Source organism: Prevotella sp. lc2012, from assembly GCF_900107065.1.
Classification (GTDB): Bacteria; Bacteroidota; Bacteroidia; order Bacteroidales; family Bacteroidaceae; genus Prevotella.
This window is the reverse complement of sequence record NZ_FNUF01000001.1, coordinates 168,629-186,084: the sequence shown is the minus strand read 5'-3', so window position 1 is coordinate 186,084 and position 17,456 is coordinate 168,629. Positions and strand designations below refer to the sequence as shown.

Sequence of the window (17,456 nt, the reverse complement as noted above, 5' to 3'; positions counted from 1 at the left end):
AAAAATAAGAAAGGAGAGCCTGACCGCTCTCCTTTTTTAATATTCTACTGTGCGCATCGTCATCTGACCCATGTAATTGACAAGCGTCTCTATCATATAACAACTTGCCCCATCCGGAATACAGAGAGTGGCATAGAAATGAAGTCCTTTGGCATCTGCATGGCCATACTCCATCTTACCAAGTATTGCTTCCTTTAAGAAACTCGCCGGCACCATCTTGCTATACATTTGTTTACGGAAATCCTGAGAGAAGAGTTTCCTTGTACCTTGGAACACGCTGACATGCATGATGTTGTCATAATAGACGTTCTCTACCTCCATACCATCGTCGTTAAAGACATGTCTCGTCACCTTATATTTTGTCGGATTAACAGCAATATACCAATGGTATCGTTCACCATTAAACACAACCACTGAGTCTGTCTTAACCTGATGCGTATAGATCATAGCTTCCGGAGTGTCGTGTACAAACTCTGAGACATCTGTCTGATTCTCACTCTTCCTGAGTTTCATCACGTCACCGTTCTGATTGATAAACCAGAACACGTTCGGAGTTTGTTTCACGATACCATATTTTGTTCCGGATGCAAGTTCCAGCGAATCACCAACAATCCGGAAATAGGCAGGCATACTTGTCGAGTCTGCATAAAAGATCGTGTCACCTTTCACTCGAAAAGAAAGGTCCTCACTCTCCTCTTCGACCCAGATGCCCTGCAACAAGGCCTTCGCCTCCTGGTCTTCCGGAACAGAACCAGACTTTCCACCATGACGACCACAAGCCGTCATAAAGGCTACCAATACTAATATGATAATCTGTCTGTTCATTTTCCAATACAATGGTACTCGAAACCATTCTCCTCTAGCTCTTCTGTGTCAAAGATGTTTCTACCATCGATGACAAGCGGACGTCTCATCGCTTTCTTGATGACACCCCATCCCGGCAGACGGAACTCCTTCCACTCTGTGAGCAACAATAACGCATCGGCATCAAGGACGACATCATACATATCGGCGGAATATGTCACGACATCGCCAATACGACGCCTGCACTCATTCATGGCGATCGGATCATAGACGCGGACCCTACAGCCTGCATCCAACAACTTTCCTATCATCACCAAGGCTGTTGACTCACGCATATCGTCAGTCTCTGGTTTGAACGAGAGTCCCCACATGGCAATGGTCTTACCTTTAAGGGCCTCCTCACTTCCGAAAGCCTTTACAAGCTTTTCATAAAGCACGCCCTTTTGTCTCTCATTGACACGTTCAACAGCCTTGAGGACTTCCATGGAATAGCCGTTCTGATCGGCCGTCTTGATAAGTGCCTTTACATCTTTCGGGAAACAACTGCCACCATAGCCACAGCCAGCATACAGGAATTTCCGTCCGATACGAGTATCAGAGCCAATACCGGCACGCACCATATTCACATCCGCCCCCACTCGTTCGCAGAGGTTCGCAATATCATTCATGAACGAGATACGTGTAGCCAACATAGAGTTCGCTGCATACTTGGTCATCTCGGCAGAAGGGATATCCATGAATATCACACGGAAATTGTTGATCAGGAACGGCTTATAGAGCTTTGAAAGCACTTTCTTGGCATGTTCACTCTCCACACCTACCACCACACGATCGGGCGACATGAAATCCTTGATGGCATTTCCCTCTTTTAAGAACTCTGGATTAGAAGCAACGTCAAACTCAATATTCATACCACGTTTCTTCAACTCGTCCTCAATAGTCTGACGCACCTTCTTGGCTGTACCAACCGGCACCGTCGACTTAGTGACCACCACCACATATTTTTTCAGGTTCTCTCCTATAGTCTTGGCTACCTGTAACACATATTTCAAATCGGCACTTCCATCTTCGTCTGGAGGTGTACCAACAGCAGAGAAGACAATCTCCACGTCATCAAGCACAGACGCCAAGTCTGTCGTGAACTTCAGACGTCCTGCTACTACATTCTTCTTAACAAGTTCATCCAGTCCTGGTTCGTAGATAGGAATATCTCCGTTCTTCAGTCGCTCAATCTTCTGCTCGTCGACATCAACACAGGTAACATTCGCACCCGTATCCGCAAAACATGTTCCAGATACCAGTCCGACATAACCAGTCCCTACAATTGCTATATTCATCTTGTCAATAAATAGTTGTCAGTCAAACATTTCTGCATCTTTAAACGAGGGAAGCTTTAAATCCTTCTCACTCGTGATAACCTTCATCTGGGCAACGGGCCATTCTATGTTCAGATCCGTATCATCCCATCTGACTCCGGCCTCTGTCTGGGGAGAATAAGGAGCATCCACCTTATATACAAAGATGGCCTCATCACTTAAAACCAGGAAGCCATGCGCGAAGCCACGAGGTATAAACAGCTGACGTTTATTCTCTTCACTCAACTCAACCATGACATGGCGACCGAACGTAGGACTTGATCGTCGAAGATCTACCGCGACATCTATCACTTTACCTTTGACTACACGCACCAGTTTTGCCTGAGAAGTAGTCCCTTTCTGATAGTGAAGACCACGAAGAACACCGTATGATGATTTCGACTCATTCTCCTGTATAAAGTCTACCTTTCCTACATATTTATTGAACTCCTCCTGCTTCCATGCCTCCATAAAATAGCCGCGGCCATCCTTAATTACCATCGGCTCTATGATACAGACATCCTTAATCTCCGTATTAATGTATTTCATGAGTTCGTATTTTGCTGCAAAGATAATGGAAAAAAATTATTTTGCACACATTTTAAGTTTCTTTTATTTGTTTATATCACAAAAAACGCGTATCTTTGCACTCGTGATAGAGCTAGAAAGGCATATTGAAATACTTCTGCTGAATAACGACTGTGTCATCGTTCCCAACCTCGGAGGATTCATGACACATCATATTGATGCACGCTATGACGAAGGAGACTACACGTTTCTTCCGCCATTACGTACGCTTGGATTCAACCCACAGCTGAAGATCAACGATTCCCTATTGGCGCAGTCCTATGTTGAAGCATACGACATCAGCTATCCTGAAGCATTACAGCGCATTGAAGACGAGGTCAACGAATTAAGAATGCATCTTCAAAACGAGGGAACATACGAGCTGAATGATATTGGTACGCTCTCTCTCAATGAAGATGGGAAATACATGTTTACCCCTTGTGAGGCCGGCATTCTGACTCCGACCCTTTACGGCCTGGGAGCTTTTGAATTCCACAAAATAGGGGAAAGTACGCCAAATATTGTTCCGTCTCTTGAACAGCAGATCGGAAAAGATGAACCTACGAGCCATGAAACGACTGCAAGAATCATTCCCGTTGACGACGTTCAAGAAACGGCGGTCGAGGAGGACGATGATGATGATGTGGTAAAGATCAAATTCTCATGGATACGCAATGCGGTGGCTATTGCCGCTGTTCTGATTGCCGTTTTTCTGGTTGCACTACCCACAGGCAAGACAGAGATGATGACGCGCACCATTAGCAATCTGAATAACAGTCTGCTTTTTGGCATGATGACAAAGGACACAAACACCAGTTCTATCGAAATCAAGAAGTCCGACATCATAAAGCCCACAACGAAAACGGGGACTTGTTCCAACAGCACTTCCATAAGACCTGACGCAAAGACAGAATGCGACAACAAAGAGGTCGTTAGTGAAAAGAAAACCGGTTATTGTATTGTATTGGCCAGCTGCGTTACACAGCAGAACGCTAAAATCTTTGTAGAAGAATTACAGAAAAAAGGCTATAACGATACAGAAGTATATACCCATCGCAATATAACTCGCGTTATTCTGGGGCATTACGAGACACAAAACGAGGCTTATAATGCCCTAAAGAGAATCCACAAGAACGAAGAACTTGCGGAGGCTTGGGTATACAAATTCCAGGAGAGGCCATGAAACGAGTACGCTGTCCGAAATGTGACCATTACATTACTTTCGATGAGAGTAAGTATTCGAGTGGACAATCATTGGTTTTCAAGTGTCCAGAATGCGGAAAGGAATTCGGCATTCGAATCGGCGTATCCAAGCTTCGTGACCGTCAAAAGGACGAACAGCCTGATGAGCAGGCCAACGAGGAAGGCTGCGGTTCTATTGTCATTATTGAGAATGTTTTCCATTTCAAACAAGTCATCCCACTCCACATGGGAAGCAATGTTATTGGAAGATATCAAAAGGGGAACCGTGCCAATGCCGTTTTCGAGACTGTAGACCCCAGCGTTGACCTCAACCACTGCACCATTACTGTCGGACGCAACAAAAAAGGGAAGCTAACATATACCCTACAAGACAACAACAGCAATACTGGTACCTTTGTCGATAATGTTGAACTTGCTCCGCGCGAGCGACGCGTCATCGAAGACGGATGCTTATTCACCATCGGGGCGACCAGCATCATTTTACGAGGTGCAGACAGCAAAGACGAATAAAAATACACTATTTCCGAAGAAAATGAACCTTTAGTTGCAATTTCTTCCATTTATGTCACGTTTTACCATTATTTTTCGTAACTTTGCGCCTTGATATTTCAATGAACAAAGATATAGATGGAAACAACTGCGATTTTGCTGCTTCACTGCCCTGACCAACAGGGTATCATCACTGAGGTGACCAAGTTTATTACAGACAACAAGGGTAATATCGTATACCTGGATCAGTATGTTGACAAGCAGGACGGCATGTTCTTCATGCGTATAGAATGGGAGCTGGAAGGCTTCATGATTCCACGTGACAAGATATATGATTATATCACCACGCTCTATGCGCAGCGCTACAAGATGAAGTTCAGTCTATATTACAGTGACAAACGGCCACGCATGGCCATCTTTGTCAGCAAAATGAGCCACTGTCTATATGATCTGCTGGCACGTTGGAAAGCTGGAGAGTTTGCCTGTGATATTCCGTGCATCATATCAAATCATGAGGACCTGCGGTATGTGGCGGATCAGTTCGGTATTCCTTATTATGTCTGGAGTATCAAGAAAGACCATTCCAACAAGGCCGAAGTGGAAAAAGCAGAAATGGACCTCCTGAAGAAGGAAGACATCTCGTTTATTGTCCTGGCTCGTTATATGCAGATTATCTCGGATGATATGATTGCGGCATATCCACACCACATCATCAACATCCATCACTCGTTCCTACCCGCCTTCATCGGTGCAAAACCCTACCATCAGGCATGGGAACGTGGTGTAAAGATTATCGGAGCAACAAGCCACTACGTAACGGCAGAACTTGATGCCGGTCCCATCATTGAACAAGATGTGACACGCATCACGCACAAAGACACCCCAGAAAGTCTTGTCCTGAAAGGCAAGGACCTGGAGAAGATCGTATTGTCGCATGCCGTATCAAAGCATATCCAACGTAAGATCCTCACCTATAAGAACAAAACCATTATCTTCAGTTGATCGTCCATAATCATGCAGGTAGCAATCGTAAAATATAATGCAGGAAACATCTATTCTGTGGTGAATGCTCTCCGCAGAATGGGTATCGAACCTGTACTCACTGACGACGCAGAAGCCCTCAAGAAAGCCGACCGGGTACTGTTCCCTGGACAAGGACATGCAGCAGAGGCTATGGAGTACTTGAAAGCAAGGGGCCTTGACAAAGTGATCCGAGATCTTAAGCAACCCGTCTTTGGCATCTGCGTTGGGCAACAGTTGCTTTGCAAACACTCAGAAGAAGGAGACGTAGATTGTATCGGGATCTTCGATGCTGAGGTAAAACGATTCAAACCGCAGAAACATGAAGAAAAAGTTCCGTGTATGGGTTGGAACAGTTTGAGTCTTCCTCACTCCTTTCAAGAAAAGAACGATGTGGATCCGCTATATAAAGGCATACTTTCTCCTGTCTCGTTTAAGGAGCATGAGAACGCCCCGTATGTCTATTTCGTTCACAGCTATTATGTACCGTTGTGTCGTGAGACCATTGCGATAGCAGACTACATCCAACCCTATAGTGCTTCCATGCACAAGGACAATTTCTACACCTGCCAATTCCACCCCGAGAAAAGTGGTGTTATAGGTGAACGGATACTGAGGAATTTCCTCGAGATAAATGATGAACGTAAATAGTCTTTTTAGAAGAATGAACGCTATAGAACTGATACCTGCCATAGATATCATCAACGGACAATGCGTCCGACTGACGAAAGGCGACTACAATCAAAAGACCATCTATCACAACTCTCCCGCTGAGGTTGCCAAAGAATTTGAGGGTCTGGGATTCAAACGCCTGCATGTGGTAGACCTTGATGGAGCCAAATCGAAGCATGTCGTTAACGATGGCGTACTGAAAGCCATCACGACACAGACTCAGATGACCGTAGATTTTGGAGGAGGTATTAAAACCGATGAGGATATCCAGAAAGCATTCGCATCAGGCGCGTCAATGGTGACCATCGGCTCCATCGCCGTCACTCGGCCAGATCTGTTCATGGGTTGGTTGGAGAGATACGGAGCAGAACACATCATACTGGGAGCTGATGTACGTCATGGTAAGGTAAGCATTAACGGTTGGAAAGAGGATTCTGACGAGGACCTGCTTCCCTTCCTCCAGAAATATGTTGATGCAGGTATACGAAACGTATTGTGTACGGAGATTTCCAAAGACGGAACGTTGACCGGACCAGCAATCGACTTGTATAAGCAGGTCATGGACGCATACCCACAGCTACATCTGATAGCTAGTGGCGGTGTTTCTTCTATTAATGACATCAAAGCCCTCCATGCGGCCGGCATCCCTGCCGTCGTCTTTGGAAAGGCAATCTATGAAGGTAAGATAAATCTCAGGGAACTATGGGACTGGCAAAACGAATCATACCCTGTTTAGACGTAAAGGACGGAGAGACTGTCAAAGGCACGAACTTCGTGAACCTGCGCTCAGCCGGTGATCCTGTCGAGCTCGGGAAGGCCTATAGTGAGCAAGGAGCCGACGAGTTGGTGTTCCTTGACATTACAGCCTCTTTCGAGGGACGCAAGACCTTTACAGAGATGGTGACTCGTGTAGCACAAGAGATAAACATACCTTTCACTGTCGGCGGAGGCATCAACGAATTGGAAGATGTCGAGCGACTGTTATATGCCGGCGCTGATAAAGTAAGCGTCAACAGCGCTGCGATCCGTCAACCACAACTCATTGACAAGATTACCAACCGATTCGGTTCACAAGTCTGCGTCTGTGCTATTGACGCGAGATACGACGAAGACGGTTGGCATTGCTACCTTAAGGGGGGGCGTGAACGTACAGAACGAGGTCTCTTTGAATGGGCACATGAGGTCCAGGAGCGCGGTGCAGGAGAGATCCTCTTTACAAGTATGGATCATGATGGCGTCAAAGCCGGTTATGCCAATCAGGCACTCCGGGAGTTGGCCGACAATCTCTCTATTCCCATCATTGCCAGTGGTGGAGCCGGGAAGAAAGAACATTTCCGTGATACATTCATTGAGGGACATTCCGATGCTGCTCTTGCAGCTAGTGTCTTCCATTTCGGGGAAATCCCCATCCCAGAACTTAAATTATATCTAAGAAACGAAGGAATAAACGTACGTATATGATTATAGATTTTGAAAAAAGCGGTGGACTTGTCCCCGCCATCATACAAGATGCGGTCACTAAGAATGTGCTGATGCTTGGTTACATGAACCAAGAAGCATATGAGAAGACTATGGCCACAAAGAAGGTGACTTTCTGGAGCCGTTCACGTAATTGTCTGTGGACAAAAGGTGAAACCAGCGGTAACTTTCTGAACCTCGTGAGTATAAATGTAGACTGTGACAACGATACCCTCCTCGTAAAAGTGATTCCTGATGGACCGACCTGTCATACTGGTACAGATACCTGCTGGGGGGAAGAGAACACCAGTAATCCCCTACTCTTCCTTACGGAGCTTCAGGACTTCATCAACCGTCGCCACGAAGAGATGCCAGAAGGCAGTTACACGACCAAACTCTTTAAGGACGGCATCAAACGTATATCACAGAAGGTCGGTGAGGAAGCGTTGGAAGCTGTCATCGAAGCATGCACAGGCACAAACGAGCAATTAAGCTATGAGGTGTCAGACATGCTCTATCACCTGATTGTACTCCTAACCAGTAAAGGCATGCGTATCGAGGATATCGCAGCAGAACTCCAGAAACGCCATGATCCTAACTGGGATAAGAAGCGTCGTGAAGCTAAGGCCCAAGGAACAATGAAATAAAGGCCGTAAACCGGATAGTGGAATGTGAATGCAAGACAGATATGCTGATCAGTTATAAGAATGTAAGTATCTACCAGCACCAGGGCGTCCAAGTGCTGAGCAACGTGAACCTACAGGTAGACAACGGTGAGTTTGTCTACATCATTGGACGTGTAGGGTCAGGTAAAAGCACATTACTTAGTACGTTGTACTGTGAACTTGATATTGACGAGGCAGAAGAAGCGACCGTACTTGGCTATGACCTGAAGACGATTCGTCGTAAGGAGATACCCGCCCTGCGCAAAGATCTCGGTATCGTTTTTCAGGACTTTCAGCTATTAAGTGACCGTACGATATATAAAAACCTCCATTTCGTACTAAAAGCTACGGGATGGAAAGACAAAGAAGAGATTGACCAGCGTATTCACGAAGTGCTGACAGAGATAGGACTTTCTGATAAACATGATAAGATGCCCAACGAATTATCCGGTGGGGAACAACAACGCATTGCCATTGCCCGTGCTATTCTCAATCGTCCGAAACTCATTATCGCTGATGAACCAACTGGGAATCTGGACAAAGACACTGCAGACGACATCATGCAGTTACTCTATAACATATCAAAAAGTGGCACTGCCGTTGTTATGTCAACACATAACATCTCACTCTTGAGCAAATATCCGGGAAAAGCTTTCCAGTGCCAGGATGGCAGAATGGAACAGGTGACCATAAGAAAGGCGTAGAATTCAATTAAAAAATCAAAGCATATGAAAGTGATGAAATTCGGCGGAACATCCGTCGGCACCCCACAAAGGATGAAAGAAGTGACCGAACTGGTCACAAAGTCTGGCGACCCCGTTTTCGTGGTACTCTCCGCCATGTCGGGCACCACTAACTCTCTCGTTGAGATCTCCGACTATCTTTACAAAAAGAATCCTGATGGAGCCAATGAGGTTATCAACCGTCTTGAGCAGAAATATGCCAAGCATGTAGACGAACTCTACAGCAAAGAAGAAACAAAGACCGTGACACGCGAGTTCCTACGTGGTGAGTTCGACTATCTTCGTTCGTTCACGAAAGAGCTCTTCACCAGCTTCGAGGAGAAAAGCATCATTGCACAGGGTGAGATGATGTCGACAAACATGGTCGTGAACTACATGAAAGAGCAAGGAATCAATGCCGTACTGCTTAATGCTCTTGATTTTATGCGTACAGACAAGAATTCCGAGCCAGATCCTGTTTATATCAAAGAGAAGCTCAATGCCATTCTTGAAGAGAACGACGGTGCACAAGTATACCTGACACAAGGCTTCATTTGTCGTAATGCATATGGAGAGGTTGACAACCTGCAGCGTGGAGGTAGCGATTACACGGCATCACTTATCGGTGCAGCCATTAATGCCGAAGAGATCCAGATATGGACTGATATTGACGGTATGCATAATAATGATCCACGTGTGGTTGACAAAACCGAGCCTGTTCATCAGCTTCATTTTGAAGAGGCTGCTGAGTTGGCTTACTTCGGCGCAAAGATCCTTCACCCCACCTGTGTTCAACCAGCCAAATATGCAGGTATTCCCGTACGTCTGCTTAACACCATGGATCCGGATGCAGAAGGAACGACCATCAGTAACGCTACAGAATACGGAAAGATCAAGGCTGTTGCCGCCAAGGACAACATCACAGCGATAAAAATCAAGTCGTCGCGTATGCTGCTTGCCACCGGCTTCCTTCGTAAGGTCTTTGAGATTTTCGAGAGCTACCAGACCCCTATTGACATGGTTTGTACATCTGAGGTTGGTGTATCCATGAGCATAGACAACTCTGCCCATCTGGGAGAGATTGTTGACGAACTGAAGAAATATGGAACAGTGACCGTAGATACGAATATGTGTATCATCTGTGTCGTAGGAGATCTCGACTGGTCAAACATCGGCTTCGAGGCATTAGCTCTTGATGCCATGAAAGACGTCCCCGTCCGTATGGTCAGCTATGGAGGATCTAATTACAACATCTCATTCCTGATCCGCGAAGAAGATAAAAAACGCGCTTTGCAGAACTTAAGCGACACTATTTTCAACAAATAATATTCCACACAACCAAACACAAAACGAACAGAGAGGAAAAGAATATGGCAAAAGGTATATTTCCCGTAGAAAAGATGCAGTCGATAGAGACGCCTTTCTACTATTACGACACGGAAGTGTTGCGTCAGACATTGCGCGCCATTAACGAGGAAGCCAATAAACATAAGGGATTTGTTGTACACTACGCCATAAAGGCAAATGCGAACCCAAAAATTCTCCGCTTTATCCGTGAAGCCGGACTGGGAGCAGATTGCGTCAGTGGCGGTGAGATCGTTGCCTCTATCAAATCCGGATTCCCCAGTAACAAGATTGTCTTTGCCGGTGTAGGTAAGAGCGATTGGGAGATAAATATAGGCCTCGACAACAACATCTTCTGCTTTAATGTAGAGAGTATTCCGGAGTTGGAAGTCATCAACTCGTTAGCTGCCGCAAAAGGAAAGATTGCACCCGTAGCCTTTAGACTCAATCCGAATGTTGGAGCACACACCCATGCGAACATCACGACAGGTCTGGCAGAAAACAAGTTCGGTATTGCCATGCGAGACATGGAAACGGTGATTGCAGAAGCAGAGAAACTGAGTAATGTCAAGTTCGTCGGCCTACACTTTCATATCGGATCACAGATTTTGGACATGGGCGATTTCGAAGCCCTCTGCAACCGTATAAATGAGTTACAGGACCAGTTGGAAAACCACCACATTCATGTCGAGCATATCAATGTTGGAGGAGGACTTGGTGTCGACTACGCACATCCGAACCGTGTTCCCATTCCTGATTTCAAAGCATACTTCGATACATATGCCAAGAAACTGAAACTCCGTTCGTGGCAAACACTACACTTTGAATTGGGGCGTGCCGTGGTTGCACAATGTGGCTCACTTATCACGCGCACATTATATGTAAAAGAAGGTGCTGTCAAAAAGTTTGCTATCGTTGATGCCGGTTTCACAGACCTCATCCGTCCTGCGCTATATCAGGCATATCACAAAATAGAGAATATCTCCAGTGAAGAGCCAATGAGCAGCTATGACGTTGTAGGTCCCATCTGTGAGTCAACCGACGTTTTTGCCAAACAAATAGACTTAAACCAGACAAAACGTGGAGATCTGTTGGCAATTCGCTCTGCTGGAGCATATGGAGAAATCATGGCATCACAGTACAATTGTCGTAGACTACCTATAGGATACACTAGTGACGAGTTGTAAGAACAAGATAATAATACAGACAAAATGAGTCGTTGTTTCTCCATTATAATGACTGTCTATGACCAGGCTTATGAACTGGAAGAGAACCTGCCTGCCTTTCTCACGCAGGTCTACGAGCCTGGATATGAAGTGATCGTTGTCGACGAGTCGTCGACCGACAATACCGAGGATGTATTGAAGCTCGCGAAGAACAACTATCCACAGCTCTACACCACCTTCCTTCCACGTCCTAACAGGCTCGTGTCTCGCCCGAAGCTGTCCTTCACTATTGGCGTAAAAGCCGCTAAGAACGAATGGATTATCATTGCCGACATCAAGAAGAAGCCAGCGGCACCTGACGTGCTTCAGGCCATCGAGAACTCGATGAGCGACAATGCCGTACTATATCTCGGCTACCTTACAGGCAAAGGTTTGCGTCTACAACCATTTGATGATGTAACAGAAGTTCATCGACAGATTGTCAAAGCGGAGCGTAAGAAGAGTAACGGTCATCAGGGGAAGCACATGAGATATATACGGGGAAAATACGACTTTATCATTGTGCACAAGGACTATGCGCATGATCTTCTAAAGTTCTTTGAAGAAAAACCTAGTCGTCTACAACTCTTGGGACTACGCTTAAGTATTCTGTGGCAGAACCTCTGCAAGCGATCCTCGACAACCCTTCTCACAATAGAGTGAATATCATCAAGGGAGGAAGGATAGAGCATGAAAATCCTGCACGTCTATCAAAAAAACGAAGAACTCATTCAGCGGCATGTCACCATGCTGAAAGACGGCATGCGACAGAACGTGACTGTACAGGTTGCAGACAATCTTGTAACCTTCCGGCAGTTGCTTCATGAGGTACATCCCGACATCGTGCATGTTCATGGTTGTTGGCAAGGTTTCTTGTTACGTGCAGCAAATAGCGCATACCATTCCGGCGCTCGTATCGTCATAACGCTCCACGGCCAACTGGAATCCTGGAATGTCAGTCAGCAAAAACTGCAGGATAAAATGGGAAGGGCTCTTTTCGAACAGAAAAAAACAATTGAGCGCGCCTATGCCGTTATCTGCTTAGGGAAGCTTGAACACTCCTACTTTGAGAAACTGGAGTGGAATCACCGCATTGAAGATATCCGTAATGCTGTTATCACAAATTCCATTACACCTGCGGAAATGTGTGCAAAGACGTATGCAGTTTATCAGAAGGTCATCGACTCCAACACGTTGGAACAAATGGACAACGCTAGTATCGAGGCACTGCATACAATTATCAAAACGAGTATTATGGGTGATCGTCGGTGGTGCCGTAAAAACGAAGCTATCACTCATCCACAGAATATAGACTGGCGTCGTCTGCTTATCTATGCTGAGCATGAAAATATCCGCAACTACGTTGACTATGGTATAAGTATTCTCGGTCTTTCGATACCCATTATTGACACTACGAACATCTGCGCCTACTTTCCAGAAGGCTACACACGCCCACAAAGCATAAAACAGATCATCGGTGACTATCAAGGTGACGAAAATGATTATTTGATACGAATGATCAGACAGATAGAAAGGAAGCCACAACTTCTCCACCTGATTGAGATAACCCGTGAATTATATCGCGATACCATCAACGATGACCGACTCGTCCAAGCCATCGAGGAAAAAGACTTAAAAGAAACCACAGGTTGTCTGATGCAGATATTAAGTGAACAGACGGGCCTTGATGAGGGCTATATGCCACTTCCTCCAGTGAATAACCGGAAGACCCAACAAATCCGTCAACTAATAGCCTGTCATCTGAAGATATGAAGAGTATGATGTTGAACAGACTTTGGACTAAAATCAATACTCGGATGATGTCCGTGGCATTCTTATTACTGCCTTTGCATGCAGTGGCAGAGAATAGGATTTATGTTCCACAAGTTAAATCCCTGCAAGCAGTAGTCAATCAGGATTGGCTTTCGCCTGCCGTTATGCGACTTCACAGCGATGACCTATTACATGTAAGTTTTGACGAGCTGTCGCACAATCATCATCGATATATCTATCGTATTGAACGGTGTGAAGCCGACTGGTCGACAGCAGAAGAGGTATTTGAGAGCGACTGGCTCGAAGGATTTAACAACAATGTCGTTGAAGACTATCAACACTCTATCAACACCGTTGTTCCCTATACCCATTATAGCATCATCTTCCCCAACGAGAGATGTCAGTTAAAGATGAGCGGCAACTATCGTATACATGTCTATGAAGAAGATGAAGAGGAGGACATCCTGACTGTTGAGTTTATGGTAACCGAACAATCGATGTCTCTCTCCCTTCATGCCACAACCAACACGGACATCGATGTCAATCAAACCCATCAACAATTGACTATGGGATTGAGATTTTGTGATTTAGTGGTGTCGAATCCCGAGGAACAACTACAGATGGTCATCACACAAAACGGACAGAGATTCAATAAACGTCAGAATATAAGACCAACATCAGTCAATCATCATGGACTAGAATGGCAGCATTGCAGGGATCTTATTTTCGATGCCGGCAATGAGTACCGCAAATATGAGATCCTAGACACCAGTCACCCGACCATGGGCATCGAGCACATCACGTGGGACGGGACGCACTATCAGGCATTCCCATTCATAGATGAACCCAGGCCATATTACATCTACGACCAAGATGCGGACGGTGCTTTCTATATCCGTAACAGCGACAACAGGGAGAATGACATCACAAGTGACTATGTATGGGTTAACTATCGCCTGAAAAGCAACCTACCGTCAAAAGACGGTCGTATTATCATTGATGGACATTGGACAACAGAGGATCCGAAGACATACATCATGGACTATGACGAGAGCAGTGACACATACACCGCGCAAATCATGCAGAAACAGGGATACTATTCCTATCATTATCTCTGGATGACGAATAACGGCGATACGCAACTCCTTCCTTCAGAAGGCAGTTTCTACCAAACAGAGAACCGCTACTGTGCTTATATATACTATAAGGGGACAGGAGAGCGCACGTGGCGGTTGGTTGCCTACAGACAACTTATCTCAGACTAACCTATACCTTTCTTATGACGGAACTGGTCTGGTGTCTGTTTCATATGATGGAAGAAAGTAGCTATAAAAAAGTTGACAGAAACGAATCCGCACTCCTCTGAGATATCCGGAATATCCTTACCAGTTGTCTCCAACATCTCTATGGCACGCTGTAGCATCACCTGGACAGCCAGTCCTCTGGGACTCTTATAGATATTTGCCGTGATCAGCTGATAAAACTCCTGCACATCCATCCCTGCTGCGTTACTCAGATCGCGCATCGAGATCTGCGAGCCTTCTTTTGACAGAATCTGTGGCATGATCTTTATCATGGTACTATTAAACTCTGGCGATAGTTCATTTTGGGGATTAGTACCATAACCATACACCTCTTCAGGTGTCGGTTCCAATAACTCACTTCCACGATTACAACACCTCTCTGCAAAAATCCTGATTCGATTGATAATGCCTTGCTCTTCACTATTACGCATCACTCTCATGTTAGCGTTCCTTAGATAGCAGTAGGCATTAATGCCCAACAAGACAAGCAGTAACGAACCCAACAAGACGAACATCCCCGTCGTCCGCCACCATGGCTGGTGGATCCTGACAATCCATTCATCCGGTTTAGTATCCCATTGGTTTGGGAGCATTGAAGCTTGAATTTCAACCACATAGAGTCCCGGGCGGAGTGATTCCAGTAACAGACGCAGTCTACCATTCTTATCTACCTTTCCTTCTGAATCGTAACTGGTGTAGATATGCCATCTGTCATCCAGGCCCTTCACCCTAACCCGATAGTAGGTATGCTGAGGACGGAAATAGTTGAGTGCCGAATAAATTAGCATCAGAGAATTCTGATTATAGTTAAGATCGATCTCCGACGTACAACTAAGGGCCTTTTCAAGGATAATCTTTCCATCATGTTCCACCCCCGTCTCAACATTATTACCATTCACAAGCAGTTGAATCAACTTGGGATAAATCTCATATGCATACTCGCCCTTTAGTGTTTCCATCGACTGAGGATTAAAGACCATCATATGATCAAGTGACTGCATCACAATACGTCCATCAGGCAGACAGGCAGCCCCCCCGTTAACAAACGCCTCATTCGGCACACAGTCATGCTCATTATAACTGCAGACATAGTCTATCTCACGATCTTTTATAAACACACAGGAAACGCCATAAGTAGTAGTTACCCATATCCGTTTCTCATGATCCTCCACAATGGCATGAATCACATTATTGAGGAGACCATCATTCTTTGTGATAATCTGCGGCAGATGGTCGGACGTATGACGATAGAGATGCAAGCCCTGGGATGTACCGACCCACGTCCATCCTCGAGAGTCACGATAGGTGCAATTGACAGTCCGTCCTCGAAAGGTCGTAGAAGATCTGGCATACTGTGACATATACCCATAGTATACCTTGGCCTGTTTGTCATTCCAGTCATAGATGGTAAACGGAGGGTCGAATGGACGAGAATAAAGCAAACCCCGTTTTTCCGTTCCTACCCATAATCCGCCCTGCTTGTCGAAAGCCAACACATTGATGTCAGTGTTAAGCAACTGTCCATTCTGAAGTAACAGGTTTTCAACATGGTTGAGATGACCGTTACTAGCATCATATACCCAATAACCATACTCTGATGACAGATAGAAAAGAGAGTCTTTCTTCGCAATGTTATTCAAGTGATAAGGCGTCTTGAGAATCGTTCTCCATTCTCTTTTGACAACATCAAAACTCTGGAATATGGCTTGTTTCTTACCATTTCGTATCTGATAGAGCAGATTGCTGTCTTTTAGCAGCACCGACGACGATTTATAGGTCTCCTTCTCAGTTTCGTTATAGGCCGCACTCAACACAATTCTCTTTCCTGTTGCCAGATCCACCATGTCCATCTGTCCATCCTCGTAGAACAGCAGAAGATATTTATCCTGGCTGGTCTCAACATCCTGCAGGTTATGTCCCTTTCGTAATGGATATGACCTCTTAGACTCAACACTATAGAGTCCGTCTTCGACGGATAACCACACGATACCATCTGCATCGACAAACATGTCTCTCACCTGCTTGTCCATACCAAATTTAGCAAACTCTTCTTTGATAGAAACAGTAAACTTCTCGGTTTGCAGATCCACGCAAGTCACATTATGCGTGTTTTTCAACCACATGTGATGATATCGATCAAAATATAAATGGTAGTTCCCTGCATAATCTACCAACGGATAGAGGTTCTCTTCTGTAGGATCAATATAGGAAAATTTTTGACCATCAAAGAAGTTAATCTGTCCCATGGTGGTGATCACCATACGCCCCTCCTTCGTACAATATATGGTCTGGGCACTGTTATCTGCCAAGCCGTCTGAGGCGTTGAACTTCTCAAATCGCCGATCTGAGGTTTCTGCCATCACACAAGCAGACAGAAACGTCAACAGGCTTAGCGTCAATGATCTGGCTATAGACTGTACTTCCATATCATCAGGTTATTAGTTGCTTTTGCAAAGATAGGCAGAAAAACGATTAGTTCCAAATATTTCTTGGAAAATATCTGATGATGACTCATAAAAACGGTTCATGAGCCCGTCAAAGGGAGCCAGTACAGCCAATTCTCTTCCTAGACTGACAGATTAGCCGAGGCCCCCTTATACTTAAGCCCCCTAATGGGGGCCAGTATAAAGGGGGACACCTCAAGCTTGTTCTGTCAGGCCGCCGTCGCCAACGGTTATCTCACCAACCAAATGTCTCTGTAAGAACCCTGTCCCTTCTATACCCCTTTGACAGGCTCAGGGACCGCAGAAAGTAAGGGGTCACGGTTGCTGAGCATGTCGAAGCAAGGTTGTGACCCCTCCCACGCCCTTCTGCGACCAAGTAAGGAAAAGTAAGTCCTTCTGCGTCCTACTACGCCCTACTACGGAAAAGCGCT

Annotated in this window: 17 protein-coding genes; 13 read left to right on the top strand and 4 right to left on the bottom strand. The window is 45.4% G+C overall.

What is annotated here, in order from left to right; genetic code table 11:
- Window positions 1-36 precede the first annotated feature (36 nt).
- From BLU99_RS00815 to rfbC, 3 genes are read right to left on the bottom strand one after another with little or no spacing between them, the layout of a single operon-like run.
- A complete protein-coding gene (locus tag BLU99_RS00815; RefSeq protein WP_091899290.1) occupies window positions 37-825 on the bottom strand; it encodes a DUF4738 domain-containing protein in 789 nt (262 codons plus the stop codon).
- Window positions 822-2,141 (bottom strand): UDP-glucose dehydrogenase family protein, encoded by a 1,320-nt coding sequence (locus BLU99_RS00810; RefSeq protein ID WP_091899289.1) that lies wholly within the window; start codon window positions 2,139-2,141, stop codon window positions 822-824. The genes BLU99_RS00815 and BLU99_RS00810 overlap by 4 nt, the downstream gene beginning before the upstream one ends.
- Before the next feature lie 18 nt (window positions 2,142-2,159).
- A complete protein-coding gene (rfbC, locus tag BLU99_RS00805; RefSeq protein WP_091899288.1) occupies window positions 2,160-2,708 on the bottom strand; it encodes a dTDP-4-dehydrorhamnose 3,5-epimerase in 549 nt (182 codons plus the stop codon).
- A gap of 25 nt (window positions 2,709-2,733) precedes the next feature.
- Here rfbC and BLU99_RS00800 point away from each other — a divergent pair, with 25 nt between their 5' ends.
- The 13 genes from BLU99_RS00800 (at window position 2,734) to BLU99_RS00740 (ending at window position 14,542) form a co-directional block, all read left to right on the top strand.
- Window positions 2,734-3,909 carry an HU domain-containing protein gene (locus tag BLU99_RS00800; RefSeq protein ID WP_091899902.1) on the top strand — a complete coding sequence of 392 codons (1,176 nt, stop codon included), beginning with the start codon at window positions 2,734-2,736 and terminating at the stop codon, window positions 3,907-3,909.
- On the top strand, window positions 3,906-4,439 hold the full coding sequence (locus tag BLU99_RS00795) for an FHA domain-containing protein (RefSeq protein ID WP_091899287.1): 534 nt from the start codon (window positions 3,906-3,908) through the stop codon (window positions 4,437-4,439). Before BLU99_RS00800 ends, BLU99_RS00795 begins: the two co-directional genes overlap by 4 nt.
- A gap of 117 nt (window positions 4,440-4,556) precedes the next feature.
- Window positions 4,557-5,420 carry a formyltetrahydrofolate deformylase gene (purU, locus tag BLU99_RS00790; RefSeq protein WP_091899286.1) on the top strand — a complete coding sequence of 288 codons (864 nt, stop codon included), beginning with the start codon at window positions 4,557-4,559 and terminating at the stop codon, window positions 5,418-5,420.
- Window positions 5,421-5,432: 12 nt separating this feature from the next.
- Window positions 5,433-6,089: an imidazole glycerol phosphate synthase subunit HisH gene (gene hisH, locus BLU99_RS00785; RefSeq protein ID WP_091899285.1), complete on the top strand. Its 657-nt coding sequence runs from the start codon at window positions 5,433-5,435 to the stop codon at window positions 6,087-6,089.
- A gap of 13 nt (window positions 6,090-6,102) precedes the next feature.
- A complete protein-coding gene (gene hisA, locus BLU99_RS00780; protein ID WP_091899284.1) occupies window positions 6,103-6,846 on the top strand; it encodes a 1-(5-phosphoribosyl)-5-[(5-phosphoribosylamino)methylideneamino]imidazole-4-carboxamide isomerase in 744 nt (247 codons plus the stop codon).
- Complete coding sequence (hisF, locus tag BLU99_RS00775; protein WP_091899283.1) at window positions 6,813-7,571, top strand: imidazole glycerol phosphate synthase subunit HisF; 759 nt, start codon at window positions 6,813-6,815, stop codon at window positions 7,569-7,571. Before hisA ends, hisF begins: the two co-directional genes overlap by 34 nt.
- A complete protein-coding gene (hisIE, locus tag BLU99_RS00770; RefSeq protein ID WP_091899282.1) occupies window positions 7,568-8,215 on the top strand; it encodes a bifunctional phosphoribosyl-AMP cyclohydrolase/phosphoribosyl-ATP diphosphatase HisIE in 648 nt (215 codons plus the stop codon). The genes hisF and hisIE overlap by 4 nt, the downstream gene beginning before the upstream one ends.
- A gap of 41 nt (window positions 8,216-8,256) precedes the next feature.
- On the top strand, window positions 8,257-8,937 hold the full coding sequence (locus BLU99_RS00765) for a cell division ATP-binding protein FtsE (protein WP_091899281.1): 681 nt from the start codon (window positions 8,257-8,259) through the stop codon (window positions 8,935-8,937).
- A gap of 24 nt (window positions 8,938-8,961) precedes the next feature.
- The gene (locus BLU99_RS00760; RefSeq protein WP_091899280.1) at window positions 8,962-10,281 is read left to right on the top strand and encodes an aspartate kinase; all 1,320 of its coding nucleotides are present in this window, start codon (window positions 8,962-8,964) and stop codon (window positions 10,279-10,281) included.
- Window positions 10,282-10,325: 44 nt separating this feature from the next.
- Window positions 10,326-11,486, top strand: a complete 1,161-nt coding sequence (gene lysA / locus BLU99_RS00755; RefSeq protein WP_091899279.1) for a diaminopimelate decarboxylase — start codon at window positions 10,326-10,328, stop codon at window positions 11,484-11,486.
- A gap of 24 nt (window positions 11,487-11,510) precedes the next feature.
- Window positions 11,511-12,167, top strand: coding sequence for a glycosyltransferase family 2 protein (locus tag BLU99_RS00750; RefSeq protein WP_091899278.1), 657 nt, complete (start codon window positions 11,511-11,513; stop codon window positions 12,165-12,167).
- A gap of 27 nt (window positions 12,168-12,194) precedes the next feature.
- On the top strand, window positions 12,195-13,277 hold the full coding sequence (locus BLU99_RS00745) for a glycosyltransferase (RefSeq protein WP_091899277.1): 1,083 nt from the start codon (window positions 12,195-12,197) through the stop codon (window positions 13,275-13,277).
- Window positions 13,274-14,542: a type IX secretion system plug protein gene (locus tag BLU99_RS00740; protein WP_255397397.1), complete on the top strand. Its 1,269-nt coding sequence runs from the start codon at window positions 13,274-13,276 to the stop codon at window positions 14,540-14,542. The genes BLU99_RS00745 and BLU99_RS00740 overlap by 4 nt, the downstream gene beginning before the upstream one ends.
- Here BLU99_RS00740 and BLU99_RS00735 read toward each other — a convergent pair.
- Complete coding sequence (locus BLU99_RS00735; protein ID WP_091899275.1) at window positions 14,539-17,007, bottom strand: two-component regulator propeller domain-containing protein; 2,469 nt, start codon at window positions 17,005-17,007, stop codon at window positions 14,539-14,541. The genes BLU99_RS00740 and BLU99_RS00735 overlap by 4 nt on opposite strands.
- Between the last annotated feature and the right edge of the window lie 449 nt (window positions 17,008-17,456).